Genomic DNA, 15764 nt, shown 5'->3' on the forward strand with positions numbered 1-15764 from the left:
CAAGAGTTCCGCGCGCGGGACTCTTGATTGATATTCAGGACCGGAAAGGAGCTGACGGAGTGCAGATAACAATACCAAAGCAGGTGGAAGAGATCCTTGCGGAGCTGAGAGAGAACGGCTATGAGGCATTTGCCGTGGGCGGCTGTGTCAGGGATGCGCTTCTTCACCGTGAACCGGGAGACTGGGACATCACTACGTCGGCCAGGCCGGATCAGGTAAAACAGGTTTTTGGTAAAACCATTGATACCGGGCTTCAGCATGGAACCGTGACGGTCATGCGGGAGCATGTCGGATATGAGATTACCACATACCGGATAGACGGGGAATACGAGGATGGAAGGCATCCGAAGGAGGTGGCGTTCACCTCGGATTTAAAGGAAGATTTGAGACGCCGCGATTTCACCATCAATGCCATGGCCTACAGCGGCGAGACCGGGATTGTGGACATTTTCGGCGGAATCCGGGACTTGGAAAAAGGAATCGTGCGCTGCGTCGGCGACCCGATGGAGCGGTTTACGGAAGATGCACTGCGGATCCTCCGGGCCATCCGGTTTTCCGCCCAGTTAGGGTTTGAGATAGAGGACAATACGTACCGGGCGCTGTCGGTGATTGCCCCCAACCTTGCCCATGTGAGCAAGGAGAGAATCCAGGTGGAGCTTACAAAGACACTTCTGTCCGAACATCCGGAACGGATTTATCTGGTGGATGAGACGGGGATGAGCCTTTATGTGTCGGATACCTTTGACGCTGTTTTTGAGGAAACCGGGAAGGAGAGGGGAGTCTCCGCCTGTATGAGGGCGTCGCGCCTGCCTGCGCGGAAAGCGCTCCGCTGGTCGGCCTTTCTGGCGTATGCGGGGGAGGAAAACACGGTCCGGATTCTCAAGGAGCTGAAGATGGATAACGATACGATAAACAGGGCGGAAACCCTGGTAAAGTGGTTTGCAGCGGAGCTTTCCGAAGAGGAGGCAAAGCTCCGGGCCGTCATGAGCAGCATGGAGGACGAGCTATTTGACGATCTTCTTCTGCTGAGGGAATCTCTGCTTCCGGAGGAGAAGGCGGTGACGGAGAAACTCAGGGAAACGGCAGGAACAATCCGCGGCCGCGGTGACTGTATCCGTATGAAGGATATGGCGGTGAGCGGAAAAGATCTGATTGCGGCGGGGGTCAAACCGGGACCGGATATGGGCGGTATCCTGAGCAGCCTGTTCACACATGTGCTTAAGCATCCCGAGGACAATGAAAAGGGATATCTGCTTCATATGGCAGGTACGCTCAGATGACACTGCAAAGGCGGAACGTAACAGGAAGGAGACAAGCAATTAATGAGTGAGGCAAACCTGGACGCAAAATACATTCAGATGACGCAGACACCTGTGGAGAGCCTGATTTGTAGGCTGGCTGTTCCGACGATCATCAGCAACCTGATCACAACATTTTACAACATGGCGGACACCTTTTTTATCGGCAGAATCAGCACCAGCGCCTCCGGCGCGGTGGGAATCGCTTTTTCCGTCATGGCGGCCATACAGGCCGTGGGCTTTTTCTTCGGCCAGGGTTCGGGGAACAATATTTCCAGGCTCCTGGGCAGGCAGGAGACGGACAAGGCGGGAAAACTGGCCGCGGTCGGCTTTTACTCGGCTTTAATAGGAGGAGCGGCCATTGCCTTTCTCGGGCTTTTTTTCCTGGAACCGCTCTGTATGCTGCTCGGTTCCACGGAGACCATTCTTCCTTATGCCAAGGACTATCTCAAATATATTCTCATCGGCGCGCCCTATATGGCGGCTTCACTGGTGCTCAACAATCAGCTTCGTTTTGAGGGAAGCGCATTTTATGGAATGATAGGCCTGACGACGGGGGCCCTGCTCAACATCATATTGGACCCGATCCTGATATTCGGATTCCATATGGGAATATCGGGCGCCGCCCTGGCTACCATTATCAGCCAGTTTGTCAGCTTCTGCCTGCTGTACTGGGGAGTCAGAAGGGCGGGCAACGTCCTGATACGGTTTAAGAATTTCAGGCCGTCGGTCTACTTCTATAAAATGATATTAAACGGCGGCCTGCCCTCGCTGTGCCGTCAGTCTATCTCAGGCATTGCCATGATCTGTCTGAACACGGCGGCCAGGCCCTATGGGGATGCCGCCATCGCAGCCATGGCCATCGTATCCAGGATTACCAACTTTACTAATTCCATCCTTCTCGGTTTCGGACAGGGATTCCAGCCCGTGTGCGGCTTTAATTACGGCGCAAAGCTCTATGAACGGGTGAAAAAAGGATTCTGGTTCTGCGTGAAAATCGGAACCGTGTTTCTCCTGTTCCTGGCTGTGGTGGAATTTGCCGCTGCGCCTCTCCTGATAAAACTTTTCCGGAAAGGCGACGCGCAGGTACTGGAGATAGGAGTGAAAGCGCTGAGACTCCAGTGCCTTACATACGGTTTGAACGGCTGGGTTATGATCAGCAATATGATGATGCAGACGACGGGAAAGATGTTCCGCGCTTCATTTATGGGCGTGTCGAGGCAGGGCATATTCCTGATTCCGGCCGTGCTCATGCTGCCTGCCTTTATCGGTATACTGGGAATCCAGATTGCACAGCCGCTGGCCGACTGCATCACGTTTGTCGTATGCCTGGTTCTGCAGACCGGGCTTTTGCGGGAGATGAGCAGGGAAGAGAAGGAAAATGCAAGACTTCAGGCGGAAGCTTCCGGCCCGGATTATATGGGAGGATAGTCAGTAATGGTTTTTGATCGAAGAGAGAAAATAATCGCCATGCTGAACCGCGACGGCATGGTCAAAGTTAGTGAACTGGTGGAGCTGTTCCAGGTGTCGGTGGAAACGATACGCCGCGATTTGGAACATCTGGAGAAGCAGGGGCTCTTAAGCCGTGTTTACGGAGGCGCCGTGGCCCACAAGAAGCGGGGAATCGAGCCGCACATCGAGCTGAGGCAGACGGAGCATTACGCGGAGAAATGCGCAATTGGGGAGCGGGCTGTCGATTTTGTGGATGACGGTGACGTGATTGCCATAGATTTGGGGACGACGACCCTGGAATTTGCCAGGGCTCTGGCCGGAAAAAAACGCGGCCTGACCGTTCTGACCAATTCCATCCCGATTGCCGTGGCGCTCTCGGAGGACGATGGCGCCCGCGTATTCCTGGTGGGCGGTGAGGTAAGAAAAAAAGAGCTGTCCGTATCCGGGCATCTGGCCGATGAAAATATGAGATTATTCCAGACCGATAAGGTGTTTCTGGGAGTCGGCGGGCTGACGGAGAATTTTGGAATTACGGATTTCCATGTGGAGGAAACACCGTTTCGCAGAATCGGTATTAAGAAGACACAGAAGGTAATTGCGCTGTGCGATCACAGTAAATTTGGAATTACGGCGATGAACCATGTCTGCGATCCCGGGGATATCGATATTCTGATTACGGATCGGGAGACGGATAAAAATACGGTCAACCGGTTCCGGGCTCAGGGTGTGGAGGTTTATCTGGCATAGGAGATACCCGGCTTTGGAAATTATCGGAATCAGAGTCTTTAGAGAAAAGTGTGGATTTGACGGAAAACGGCGGCTTACCGGTTCACGGGAAACGCATGTTTTCTTTGTGTAGAAGAGGTTTGTTATAGTAGAAATAAGGTTTTAAAAGCGGTCTGCCGTTCAATCGGCGGGCCGCTTTTTTTAAATTAAAATGTGGATTGTTGTGGAATTGTAAGGAAGTATACAAATTTTAACTCGAAAAGTCAATAAAAAACACAAAACACTTTTGTATATTCTGCGTATTTAAAAGAAAAATGAAATGTGTTATATTTGGAACTACATAAAAACATTAAAAAAGTTATCAAGAATACACATGACAGGATTAAAGGAAAGAAAGGAAAAGGGCGCGTGGGCAGTAAATACTATATGGGAATTGACCAGGGAACGACGGGGACAACGGTTCTGCTGCTGGATGGGGAATGGAATCTGGCGGCGCAGGTTCATAAAGAGCACAGACAATACTACCCCCGGCCCGGATGGGTGGAGCATGATCCGGAAGAAATCCTCCGGCAGGTGACGGAAGCGGCCTGTGAGGTGATGCAGAAGGCGGGAGCCCTGGCAAAAGAGGTGCAGTGCATCGGCATCGATAACCAGGGGGAGACGGTAGTGGTCTGGGAGAAAGAGACAGGAAAGCCGGTTTATCCGGCCATCGTCTGGCAGGATCGGCGCACGGCTTCCCGGGTGGAGCAGCTACAAGACAGGGAACGGAAGATGATTCGCGAAAAGACGGGACTTCATGCGGACGCCTACTTCGGCGCAACCAAAATCCGATGGATTCTGGACACGGTGGAGGGGGCCAGGTCAAGGGCGGAGGCGGGAGAACTTCTGGCAGGGCCGCTGGATGCATGGTTCTTATGGAATATGACGGGCGGCCGTGTATTTGCCACCGATTACTCCACCGCGTCGCGGACCATGCTCTTTAATATCCATGAAAAGAAATGGGATGAAGATCTTCTCAGACTTTTTGATATTCCGGTTAACATTCTTCCTGAAATACGCTGCACCGCCGGGAACTACGGCAGCGCGGGCCTTGCAGGATCAGACGGACAAGAGGCGTTCATACCGATTACGGGCAATATCGTGGATCAGCAGGCGGCGCTGTTCGGCCAGGCCTGTCATGAGGAGGGAATGGCAAAGACCACTTATGGGACAGGCTGTTTTATGCTGATGAATACGGGAACCCGTCCTGTTTACTCGGAGTCGGGACTTTTGACAAGCGTGGCCTGGAAGCTGAAGGATGACGAGATGAAATTCGAGCTGGACGGCGGAATCTACGTTGCAGGCTCTGTGATTACCTGGATGAAGAATAAGATGAATTTGATCGAGTCGGCAGAGGAGACGAATCAACTGGCCGTTTCGGTCCCGGATACGGCGGGCGTTTATTTTGTACCTGCGATGACGGGCCTTGCGGCGCCTTATTGGGACCCTTATGCCAGAGGAATGCTGATCGGCATTACCCCGGGGACGGAAAAGGCCCACATTGTCAGGGCTGCATTGGAAAGCATTGCATATCAGGTCAAAGATATCCTGGATTTGATGGAAAAGGATTCCGGTATCAAAATAAAGACGATGAGGGCGGACGGCGGAATCGCGTCCAATGATTTCCTGATGCAGTTTCAGGCGGATATCCTGGGGATTCCGGTGGATGTGCCGGTCATCCCGGAGACAACGGCGCTGGGAGCCGCCTACATAGCAGCCTACGGCATCGGCCAGTTCAATGAACTGAGCGAGATAGAAAACAACTGGAAACTGAAAAAGCGTTATCTTCCTGGAATTGATGAAAATCAGAGGAAGAGGCTCATGACCAGATGGCACCGCGCCGTGGAGCGTGCCAAAGGATGGATTGAAGAAGACGAAAACCGGGAAACAAAACAATAGGAAGATCCGGCTGACGTTTGGCCGAAGGCTGAACCGGGATAAGATATGGGAGTGAGAGGAGAGAATATGAAAACAGATGTGGTAATCATCGGAGCAGGCGCGGTAGGCTGCGCGATTGCGAGGGAGCTGTCCAGGTACCAACTGGATGTGATTGTCGTTGATAAAAATGAGGATATCGGAGGGGATGCTTCCAAATCCAACAGCGCCATTATCCATACCGGTTATGACGCATCACCGGGAACGCTGGAATCCCAGCTTGTGGCGGCGGCAAATCCGATGTATGACAAGCTCGCTGAGGAACTGGATGTTCCCTTTAAGCGGATCGGCGCGATTCTGCCGGCCATAACACAGGAACAGTTTGAAAAGCTGCCGGAAATCAAGCACAAGGCATTTTTAAACCGCGTCTATGATGTGGAATACAAAACGGGAGAAGAGCTTCTCAGGATGGAGCCAAACCTGAACCCCGAGGTGAAGGGCGGACTCTATATTCCAAGGGAGAGTATCATCGATCCCTTTATCCTGGTGCAGGCGCTGGCTGAGAATGCCAACGAAAACGGGGTGAACTTTCTTCTGAACACAAAGGTGACGAACATCAGGACCGAAAACGGAGCCGTAAAAGAAGTAGTTACCACAGGAGGAACTATCACGGCCGACTATGTAATTAACGCCGCCGCCCTCTACTGCGATGAGATTGCCGCAATGGTAGGAAAAGCGGATTATAAGGTGGCAGCCAGAAGAGGCCAGTTCTACATCCTGGATAAGAATACGGACTGCCGGGTAAATCAGATTGTGCTCCCGATTCCGACCAGGGTGACCAAGGGTAAACTGATGTGTCCGACCATCCATGGCAATATGCTGGTGGGGCCGACGGCGGAGGATCTGGACAATAAGACCGATAAATCCGTGACGGCGGACGGACTCGGCAGCATCCTTGAAGACGTAAAGCGGCTGATTCCGGGCGTCAATATCCGCGACAGCATTACACAGTACAGCGGTCTGCGTCCGAACCGGAACCCGGAGGGGCTCCATGTGGACGTATACGATGATTTGAAAGGCTACATCAACCTTTCGGGCGTCCGCTCCACGGGACTGACACTCTCCGTTGCCATGGGAGTCTACGTGGCCGATCTCATGCGTGAAACGGGAGCCGTCATGGAGCCGAAAAAGAACTTTATTGAGAGAAGAAAAGGCGTACTCCGCTTCCATGAACTGGACAGGGAAGAACAGGACGAGGCGGTAAAGAAGAACCCGCTTTACGGGAAAATAGTGTGCCGCTGTGAGACTGTCACCGAGGGGGAGATTCTGGACTGCATCCGCAGACCGTTGGGAGCCAGAAGCATGGATGCGGTAAAACGCCGTGTCAGGGCAGGAATGGGACGGTGCCAGGGCGGTTTCTGCGGTCCCAGGGTCATCGAAATCCTGGCCCGCGAACTGGGTATCACGGTGGAAGAAGTGAACAAGAACAATGAAGGCTCTTACATGGTTGCCGGTAAGACGAGATAGGAGGACGAGATGTACGAAATTGCTTGTGACGTGGTGATTATTGGCGGCGGCCCCGCCGGCCTGTCCGCAGCCGTAGCTGCCAGGAAAGAGGGAGCCGGAAAGGTATTGATTATAGAGAGGGATGAAAAGCTGGGCGGGATTCTGCAGCAGTGCATTCATCCGGGATTTGGCCTGACTTATTTTAATCAGGAATTAACGGGACCGGAATATGCGGGCCGTTTTAAGGAAGAGGCTCTGGAACTGGGGGCGGAGGCGCTGTTAAACTCCATGGTCCTGGAGGTGCTCCCGGAAGAAAATGCGGTAATCTGCGTCAACTCCGAATACGGCATGACAAGGGTGACGGCAGAGAGCATCGTGCTCGCCATGGGCTGCCGCGAGAGAACAAGAGCCGGCATTATGATTCCGGGAACCAGGCCCGCGGGAATTTACACGGCCGGAGCGGCCCAGCGTCTGATCAACCGCCAGAATGCGGTGGTGGGTAAAAATATCGTAATTCTGGGTTCCGGAGATATCGGGATGATTATGGCGAGGAGGATGACGCTGGAGGGGGCAAAGGTCCTGGCGGTGGTGGAACTGCAGGACTATCTGGCCGGACTGACAAGAAATAAGGTGCAGTGTCTAGACGACTTTGGGATACCGCTCAAACTGTCCCACACCGTGACCAGGATCGTGGGCAGCGAGAGGGTGGAAGGTGTCTTCGTGGCCGCTGTGGATGAGAATAAAAAACCTCTCGCGGGGACGGAAGAATACATAGCCTGTGACACCCTGCTCCTGTCCGTGGGACTGATTCCGGAAAACGAGCTGAGCAGAAAGGCAAAAATCACCATTTCTCCGGTCACAAACGGGCCGGTAGTCAATCAGTATATGCAGACCTCACAGGAACCCCTTTTTGCCTGCGGAAACGTGGTCCATGTGAATGATCTGGTGGACAATGTGACGGTGGAGAGCATGAACGCGGGAAAATCTGCGGCCAGATATGCAAAAGGGGAACTGCCGGAGGCGGTGAAAGAGGTTTTGGCCGTCCCGGGAGCCAATGTGCGTTATCTCTGTCCCCACAAGGTGAGGGTGGCCGCGGAGGACGAGACGGTCCGTCTCTTTTTCCGGGTGACGGCTCCGGACAAGAATGTGGCTCTCATTGCAAAATCCGGTGACCGAATTCTGTTCCGTAAAAAGGAACTGCGCGTAAACCCCGGTGAGATGTGCCATGTGGATGTAAAAACATCGGAGATTACGGGGGATGATATCACGGTAGAAGTAGTGGGACAGGAGGCATAGGCGATGAAAAAAGAGATTATCTGTACGATCTGCCCGCTGGGCTGCCGTATCACGGTGACCGGTGAAGGCGGCGGGATTGAAACCATAGAGGGATATACCTGCAAACGGGGGGAGGATTACGGAAGGCAGGAGTTTTCCCATCCCGTCAGAATACTGACCAGCACGGTGAAGCTTACCGGCGGGGATCAACCTCTGCTCCCGGTGCGTTCCGAAAAACCGGTACCCAGGGAGCTGCTGGTTTCCTGCATGGACGTTCTTAAGAAGGCAAGGGTAAGCGTTCCGGTAAAACGTTATGATGTGGTAGTGGAGAATATCTGCGGCAGCGGAATCAATATTGTGGCATCCGATACCGTAGAGTGAAAAATATAAGGTATGGCATCAAAAACAGGCAGCGGGGAGATTCCCGGCTGCCTTGACGTGCAGTTTAATATGAGGACAGACCGGGGGAGGACACGGTTTTCCTTATTGTGGAAATCTGTTCTGAAATACGACAAGATTTCCGATTTTTCCTATTGTAACATAAAACGAATTGTTAAAATCATGGGAAAGGGGGCTGTAATGAAAATGACAGAAGCGATGGGCGAAAAAACAAATTTTTTCTCTCAGCAGCCATTTTGGGAGGTGACGAAACAGAGAGAAAATTCATTGCTGAGAACGGAGGATTTTGAACTCAGGGTACTGCGTTACAATGTAAACCAGGGGAGTACCGGGCTGAACTGTATACCTGGTGTCGGCCAGTTGGGGCTGGTATTCTCGGTTCAGGAAAAAGAAGCGTCGGCCTATGTGTTCGGGGTGCTGCCGGAGAAGAAGGAAATACCGATGTACGGAATTGAGAAGGCGCTGATGGTACAGTTTGTACCGGGCAGCTTTACATGCGCCACCGGGATACCGGCCGACGAGGTGCCGCCCGAAGGACTGAAACTGGGGGATGTGTTCCCATGGGCCATGCCGATGGTGGAAGACATCAATGCGGTGGACAGTGAAAAGGAGCATTTTATGCTGTTAGGCCGGTTTTTGGCCCAGTGCCAGGAGAAGAAAGGGGAAAGAAGGGGAAACGAGGAAAAGATGGCGGTATCTATTGCACACTATATGATGCAGAGAAGCCGTTCCGTGCGGATGAAGGAGCTGGAGGAATGCTACGGCTACACGGCCAGGACGCTTCAGAAGCTGGTTCTCAAAAATGTGGGAATCACGCCGAAGCAGTTAAGTCTGCAGATATGCCTGCAGAGCGCCATCCGGCAGATGTCACAGAGCAAAGGGGGCTCGCTGACGGAAATGTCCCATCAGATGGATTTTTATGATCAGTCTCATTTTAACAGAATTTTCCGGAAGATGACCGGGTTATGTCCGGGAGAATATCTGAAATGGCTGCAGAACAGCCGGACTTCGGGGAAGATTACAGGTTAGGGTGTATCCTGCATTTGATACACCGGTATGAAGGAGAGAAGAGGAGGTCGTTATATGTTAGTAGCAACATGGATTATCACATTTACATTAATTATTGGAGTAGGAATCTATGCGGGAACTAAAATCACCAGCGCCAGCCAGTGGTCCGGCGGCGATAAGACGATGGGGGCGTTTGCTATCGGAGCCGTTCTCGGAGCCTGGCAGATAGGTGGCATGAGCATTGTGGGCGCGGCGCAGAACGGTTACACGATGGGGATTGCCGGCTGCTGGTATTCCATAGCGGGAGGCCTGTATTTCCTGCTGGTGGGAGCCCTGTCCAAGGTACTCCGCCAGAATATGGTCAGCGAGGCGCTTCCCGATTTCCTGGCCAGGAGATACTCGACTCCGTTAGCCAGAATCCAGTCTTATATCTGGGTGGTATTCGGCTGTATCTACATTCCGATTCAGCTTAAAACCATTGCTTCCATTATCCAGATTGTTATCCCCGGATTCAATTCTGCGGCAGCCATGGTCTGCGGCGTTACGATTGCAGCCGTGTATACGGGATTTGCCGGTATGAAGGGCTCATCCGCCATCGGGCGTATCGTCTGCATTTCCACCTATGTGCTGCTGATCATCTTTGTGGTAAAAAATCTGGCCGGATTCGGCGGCTATGCGGGACTGATAGCCCAGCTTCCAAAAGATTATGATAAACTAATTGTTCCCGCAATGCCGAAACAGCAGATATTTGCCTGGGCGGTCGGCGGAGCCCTGAGCTCGGCGGTTATGCAGTCGGTGCTTCAGCCGGTTCTGGCGGCAAAGGATGCCAAAGCAGGACGGAACGGATGTATTATCGGTTACATTTTTGCAGCGCCTATCTGTATTTTAACGGCCATGATCGGTATGATGGGCCGCGCCGCCAACGACGGACTGGGTGACGGAGCCACGGCATTTGCCTGGACCATTAAAGAGTTCAGCTCCCCGCTCTACGCAGGAGTCATTTTCGCAGTCTGCACCATGATTATTGCCGCAACAATGGCGACCATGATGATGGCGACCGGAACAATCCTCACGAATATTTATAAGAACCAGATAAACACAAAGGCATCCGACAAACAGATCCTGAATGTATCCCGCTGGGGAACCATCATTCTGGCATTTTTTACACTGATTCCGGGTTTCCTGATTCCGTCCGCGCAGCTTACCAACCTGTTCCTGACCCTGACCTACAGCGTTACGGCTCCGTTCAGCTTCTGCGTGATCATCGGTATCCTCTGGAAAAAGGTGAATTCCAAAGCAGCCACGGCCAGCGCGGCGGTTGGAATTATCGTAGCCATAGTGTGGGTGATTCTCGGACTCAATGCAAAGCTTAATATCGTATATCCGGTTATTATCGCCAGCTATGCCGTAGGAATTATTGTTACGCTTCTGACCTCCAAAGAGGATGCGGCGAAAGTGCGGTAAAAGTAAAGTAAAAGCAAGGGAAAAGGGCAGAGTGGCGAGAAGAAAGAAAGGAGAAATGAATATGCCGAACAGACCATATCTTGGAAGGGAAGTATCTGAAATAGCAATGTATAAGCCGCATGTATCCGGCACGGAGGGCGCAGTGAGCTGCAATAATCCCTATGCCGCATCAGCGGGGCTTGAAATGATGAAAAAGGGAGGAAACGCCATTGATGCGGCCGTTGCCGTGTCTCTGGTTCTGGGAGTTGTGGAGCCTTACCACTGCGGTATCGGCGGAGGCTGTTTCCATATCGTTTACCATAAAGAATCGAATGAATTTTTTGCCGTGGATGCCAGAGGCGTGGCTCCAATTAACGCATGGCAGGACATGTTCCTCGATGAAAACGGCGAGGTGGATTTAAATCTGACCGAGTTTTCCGGCAGGGCGGTGGCTGTCCCCGCATTCTACCGTGCCATGGACAATGTGCTTAAAAAATACGGGACCATGACCTGGAAAGACGTTTCAGGTCCGGCCATCCGTCTCTGCCGTGAAGGTTTTAAGTGCGGCTTTGCCTATGCCAGGATCTCCAATACGCCGGAGGCCGAACATAACAAGGCGGAGTATGAAGGTTTTGCCGAGCTTTACCTGAACGGAGGAAAGCCGAGGGAGTTTGGCGAGATTATCACAAATCCGGATCTGGCCGATACGATGGAAGGCGTGGCGGAGCACGGTGTGGACTGGTTCTACAACGGCCCGGTTGCCGACGATATGGTGGCACATGTACAGAAACACAAAGGCGTCCTGGTAAAAGAGGATCTGGAAAAATGCGCGCCGATCGAGAGAAAGCCGGTAAGAGGCACATATAGAGGCTATGACGTTATATCCATGGCGCCGCCGTCCTCCGGCGGAAGCCACATTATACAGATGTTAAATATTCTGGAGCATTTTGACTTAAAGGGAATGGGGTTCCATTCGGCGGACAGCACCCATGTCCTGGCCGAAACGATGAAACTGATGTTTGCAGACCGCTCCGTGGCCATGGGCGACCCGGATTTTGTGGAAGTACAGGTTGAAAAGATTATTTCCAAGGAATACGCAGAGGAACTGGCAGCCAAAATCGACATGAATGAGGCAAAGGAATTTGCCCCGACAGAGGGGATTGAGGCAAAAGAGTACAGGGGATGCACCTCCCATTTCTCCGTCATGGACAAAGAGGGCAACGTATTTGTGCAGACCCAGACAATCCGCAACTGGTGGGGCTGCGGCGTTGTAGTTCCGGGCAGGGGATTTATCATGAACAATACCATGGCCGACTTCAGCCCGAAGGCCGGAGTCAGGACGACACAGGGGCTTGCCTACGGCATGGCCAATGCGGTGCGTCCCGGAAAGACTCCGCTTTCCAGTATGTCTCCTACCATTGTCCTGAAGGATCAGGAGCCGGTTCTGGCCGTGGGCAGCGCCGGAGGCCCAAGAATTATCACCAGCACGCTACAGCTTATTATCAATACGCTGGATTACGGCATGATGATGGATTCCGCGGTTAAAACGCCTCATATGTGCTGCCTGACAAAGGATCAGGGCCTGGAACTGGAGGGAGGATTTTCTCCAGATACGGTAAAACTCCTGGAAGAAAAGGGCCATAAGGTGATTGGAACATCGGATTTCGGAGTGCTTCTCGTTATGCCGAACGGCATAATGAAAAAGGACGGACAGCTCTTCCCGGGCGGAACAAGCCGGGTGGACGGCGGGGGCGGAGTGCTCACGAAAGACGGAACCGTGGCCATCGACGGGTTGTGTTTTGAATCGTAACAGAGAATGTAAAAAAAGAATGGAAATAAAGAATAGAAATAAAGAATAGAAATAAAGAATAGAAAGAACGGCAATCAGAAAACTGTAACATCATTTTAACAAAAACCTTATTGCAGCTATAACCTTAAAAGCCCCGTAGCCCGGGGCTTTTTCTTTTCAAAAAACGTTAAAATACGCGGTTGACTTTGCTTCTGCTATATGAGGGATAATAAATACCAGAAAAAAAGAAAGGGGTATTTATTATGAGACGCAGCATGAAAACGAAAGTATTGGCAGGGGTATTAGGGGCAGTCATGACCGCTTCACTTCTGGCCGGATGCGGAACACAGAACCAGGGCGGGCAGCAGGCACAGACCGAAGCGGCCACAAACGCAGCGGAAACAAAAGCAGGGGAAACAAAAACAGAGGACGGCAAAACAGGCGCTGGAGATACGGCTTCCCAGGCAAAAACAGAGAAAAACGCGGTGTCATCGGAGGCGAAGGAGGGGGAAGTGCTTCTGCCGAACCGGAAACTGAACGTATCCGTCATCCAGATGCCGATGTTAGACACGGCGGAGAGTCTGCAGTATTTAAGCGACACGGTTGACGGCCTGATGTACGGAACCCTCCGTCCCGAACTTGTCGTGGGCGTGGAGGATGGCCTTGGTTTCACTCCGCAGAGGATGGACAGTGATTTTATTGACTATCTGGGCGCAATTGCCAAAAAGTACGGTATTTACTTTGTACCGGGAACGTTCCGCGAGATTTCGGACGATCTTCCGGAAGGTGAAACATATAACACCTGTCCGGTATTCGGACCCGATGGTGAATTAATCGATGTTTACAGAAAGAAAGCTCCGTACTATCCGGTAGAGTCCAACACTCCGAGCAGCAGTCCTGATTACTGCACCTTCTACATACCGGAAAAAGACGTCACGGTTGGACTTCAGATCTGCTATGATCAGTTCTTCCCGGAGATTTCCCGTACACTGGCCCTGGAAGGAGCCGAACTGATACTGACGCCGTCTTACGATCCGGCCGAATATGATTTCATCCCCGACGTCATTCCGAGGGCAAGGGCGCTGGAAAATGAGTGCTACTACATATGGACCAACGGCGTAAACGGGCCTTGCGGCAATTCCACCATTGTGGATCCGGAGGGACAGGTCATTTATAAATGTGACTCCACGGAAATGACATATACAACGACACTTGACTTTGCAAGAGTTACCGAGAAACGTCTGTACGGACAGGATCAGCACCTGAATTCCCTGCGCAAGTTCAACCTGCAGTATCCATATGCGGGCCGTGTTGCAGAGGCGCCCGTATACGAGGGCTGGCCGGAGCTGACTCTGGACAGAACAGAGTATGATAACCGTGTTTCAGAGATCGGCATGAGCACGATGCCAAGAGAACTGAGTCCGGAAATGCAGGCGGAACAGGACAAACTGATGGATGAGAAGATGAAGAGCATCCAGGGAAGCGGAAAATAAACAAACAGAATAATATTTAAGGGGGTATCTGTCATGTCAGAAACGGCTGCAGTAAAATCAAAGGGCAGTGCGACGGCAAAGTCGGGCAGTAATATAACAAAATTTTTACTTTTAAACGCAATCGGTATTTTCATGTTTTTTATTTCCATTACCATAAACGGCACCAAATCCATCCCGATTGACCATATTGTTACGGCAATCAGGAGTATCCCGAATTTCGGGCCGGTGTACGGCGGGCTGATTGTCGTTATCGGAGCAGTCCTCCCATTTGTGAGGGGAACCTGGAATAAGGATACGGTAACAACGGTTTTCTCCATCTTCAAGGTGATTGGCATCGGCGTAGTTATCATGGCCATCTTCGGGTTTGGCCCCGCCAGATTCCATGATCCGGATATGCTTCCCTTTGTTTTCAACAAAGTAGTAGTACCGGTCACATCCCTTGTACCGATTGGAGCCATTTTCCTGGCGTTCCTGATTAACTACGGGCTGATGGAGTTCATCGGAGTATTTATGAAGCCGGTTATGCGCCCGCTGTGGAAGACCCCGGGCCGTTCCGCAATCGATGCGGTTGCCTCCTTCGTGGGAAGCTATTCCGTAGGACTTCTGATTACCAACAGAGTATATAAAGAGGGATTTTATTCCCAGAAAGAAGCAAGTATCATTGCAACTGGATTTTCCACCGTATCGGCCACCTTCATGGTTGTTGTGGCTAAGACACTGGGACTGATGGACAAATGGAACCTCTATTTCTGGTCCACCCTGATCATCACCTTCCTGGTAACCGCCATCACGACGAGAATCTATCCTCTGAACAAAAAACCGGATCTGGGCTACGAGGGGATGGAAGTAGTAAAAGAACCTGTCGTAGAAAAAGGCAAACTTTTCTCCACAGCGCTGAACGAAGGCCTTGAGGCCTGCTCCCAGGCGCCGGGATTCGTGGAAGGCCTGATTAAGAACTTCAAGGACGGTATCAACCTTGCCTTAAATATCGGTCCGACCCTGATGTCCATCGGTTTCCTCGGCCTGCTTCTGGCAGAGTACACACCGCTCTTTGATATCATGGGCTACATCTTCCTCCCGTTCACAATGATTCTGGGCTTTGGACCGGAGGCAATGATGGTAGCCAAGGGCTGCGCCATCAGCCTCGCCGAGATGTTCCTCCCGGCCAACATCGTGGCCGCGGGTTCCCCTCTGGCACAGGGCGTAATCGCAATTGTGTGTGTAGCCGAGATTTTATTCTTCTCCGCATCAATTCCGTGTATTTTAGGAACAGACATCAAGCTCAGTGTTAAGGATCTTGTGATTATCTGGGCGGAGAGAGTGGTACTCTCATTGATATTGGCGACTCCGGTCGTGATGTTCCTGTATTAAGGGGGATTGATTGAGAAAGGAGAACGCCGCCGGTCACGGTCGGGGTTCGGGATGGTGAGAGGGAGGTTATGAGTCTTCAGTCCCGGTTTG

The 15764-nt window shown here is 52.0% G+C and carries 12 protein-coding genes; all 12 read left to right on the plus strand.

Annotated elements, in window-relative coordinates; translation table 11 throughout:
* The first annotated feature begins 59 nt into the window (after positions 1 to 59).
* Positions 60 to 1280: a CCA tRNA nucleotidyltransferase gene (locus QZT18_RS17065; RefSeq protein ID WP_294149690.1), complete on the plus strand. Its 1221-nt coding sequence runs from the start codon at positions 60 to 62 to the stop codon at positions 1278 to 1280.
* A gap of 42 nt (positions 1281 to 1322) precedes the next feature.
* Complete coding sequence (locus QZT18_RS17070) at positions 1323 to 2729, plus strand: MATE family efflux transporter (RefSeq protein ID WP_294149692.1); 1407 nt, start codon at positions 1323 to 1325, stop codon at positions 2727 to 2729.
* Between the two features lie 6 nt (positions 2730 to 2735).
* Complete coding sequence (locus QZT18_RS17075) at positions 2736 to 3497, plus strand: DeoR/GlpR family DNA-binding transcription regulator (protein ID WP_294149694.1); 762 nt, start codon at positions 2736 to 2738, stop codon at positions 3495 to 3497.
* A 405-nt stretch (positions 3498 to 3902) separates the two neighbouring features.
* Entirely contained in the window at positions 3903 to 5414 is a 1512-nt protein-coding gene (gene glpK, locus QZT18_RS17080; protein WP_294149709.1) for a glycerol kinase GlpK, read from the plus strand.
* Between the two features lie 66 nt (positions 5415 to 5480).
* On the plus strand, positions 5481 to 6917 hold the full coding sequence (locus QZT18_RS17085) for an NAD(P)/FAD-dependent oxidoreductase (RefSeq protein WP_294149696.1): 1437 nt from the start codon (positions 5481 to 5483) through the stop codon (positions 6915 to 6917).
* A 9-nt stretch (positions 6918 to 6926) separates the two neighbouring features.
* Complete coding sequence (locus tag QZT18_RS17090; RefSeq protein WP_294149697.1) at positions 6927 to 8192, plus strand: NAD(P)/FAD-dependent oxidoreductase; 1266 nt, start codon at positions 6927 to 6929, stop codon at positions 8190 to 8192.
* A 3-nt stretch (positions 8193 to 8195) separates the two neighbouring features.
* The gene (locus QZT18_RS17095) at positions 8196 to 8552 is read left to right on the plus strand and encodes a DUF1667 domain-containing protein (protein WP_294149699.1); all 357 of its coding nucleotides are present in this window, start codon (positions 8196 to 8198) and stop codon (positions 8550 to 8552) included.
* A gap of 198 nt (positions 8553 to 8750) precedes the next feature.
* On the plus strand, positions 8751 to 9599 hold the full coding sequence (locus tag QZT18_RS17100) for a helix-turn-helix domain-containing protein (RefSeq protein ID WP_294149701.1): 849 nt from the start codon (positions 8751 to 8753) through the stop codon (positions 9597 to 9599).
* A 54-nt stretch (positions 9600 to 9653) separates the two neighbouring features.
* A complete protein-coding gene (locus QZT18_RS17105) occupies positions 9654 to 11042 on the plus strand; it encodes a sodium:solute symporter family protein (RefSeq protein WP_294149703.1) in 1389 nt (462 codons plus the stop codon).
* A gap of 61 nt (positions 11043 to 11103) precedes the next feature.
* Positions 11104 to 12831 (plus strand): gamma-glutamyltransferase, encoded by a 1728-nt coding sequence (gene ggt, locus QZT18_RS17110; protein ID WP_294149705.1) that lies wholly within the window; start codon positions 11104 to 11106, stop codon positions 12829 to 12831.
* Positions 12832 to 13085: 254 nt separating this feature from the next.
* Positions 13086 to 14303: a nitrilase-related carbon-nitrogen hydrolase gene (locus tag QZT18_RS17115; RefSeq protein ID WP_294149706.1), complete on the plus strand. Its 1218-nt coding sequence runs from the start codon at positions 13086 to 13088 to the stop codon at positions 14301 to 14303.
* A 33-nt stretch (positions 14304 to 14336) separates the two neighbouring features.
* A complete protein-coding gene (locus tag QZT18_RS17120; protein ID WP_294149707.1) occupies positions 14337 to 15674 on the plus strand; it encodes a YjiH family protein in 1338 nt (445 codons plus the stop codon).
* Positions 15675 to 15764: the final 90 nt, after the last annotated feature.

This window comes from uncultured Clostridium sp. (assembly GCF_900547735.1).
Lineage (GTDB): Bacteria > Bacillota > Clostridia > Lachnospirales > Lachnospiraceae > Otoolea.

Excerpts from the sequence above, each read along its gene's own strand:
- QZT18_RS17090 (WP_294149697.1), top strand. The coding sequence starts at position 6,927 with ATGTACGAAATTGCTTGTGACGTGGTGATTATTGGCGGCGGCCCCGCC.
- QZT18_RS17085 (WP_294149696.1), top strand. The coding sequence starts at position 5,481 with ATGAAAACAGATGTGGTAATCATCGGAGCAGGCGCGGTAGGCTGCGCG.
- QZT18_RS17115 (WP_294149706.1), top strand. The coding sequence starts at position 13,086 with ATGAAAACGAAAGTATTGGCAGGGGTATTAGGGGCAGTCATGACCGCT.
- QZT18_RS17070 (WP_294149692.1), top strand. The coding sequence starts at position 1,323 with ATGAGTGAGGCAAACCTGGACGCAAAATACATTCAGATGACGCAGACA.
- ggt (WP_294149705.1), top strand. The coding sequence starts at position 11,104 with ATGCCGAACAGACCATATCTTGGAAGGGAAGTATCTGAAATAGCAATG.
- QZT18_RS17105 (WP_294149703.1), top strand. The coding sequence starts at position 9,654 with ATGTTAGTAGCAACATGGATTATCACATTTACATTAATTATTGGAGTA.
- QZT18_RS17075 (WP_294149694.1), top strand. The coding sequence starts at position 2,736 with ATGGTTTTTGATCGAAGAGAGAAAATAATCGCCATGCTGAACCGCGAC.
- glpK (WP_294149709.1), top strand. The coding sequence starts at position 3,903 with ATGGGAATTGACCAGGGAACGACGGGGACAACGGTTCTGCTGCTGGAT.
- QZT18_RS17120 (WP_294149707.1), top strand. The coding sequence starts at position 14,337 with ATGTCAGAAACGGCTGCAGTAAAATCAAAGGGCAGTGCGACGGCAAAG.
- QZT18_RS17095 (WP_294149699.1), top strand. The coding sequence starts at position 8,196 with ATGAAAAAAGAGATTATCTGTACGATCTGCCCGCTGGGCTGCCGTATC.
- QZT18_RS17100 (WP_294149701.1), top strand. The coding sequence starts at position 8,751 with ATGAAAATGACAGAAGCGATGGGCGAAAAAACAAATTTTTTCTCTCAG.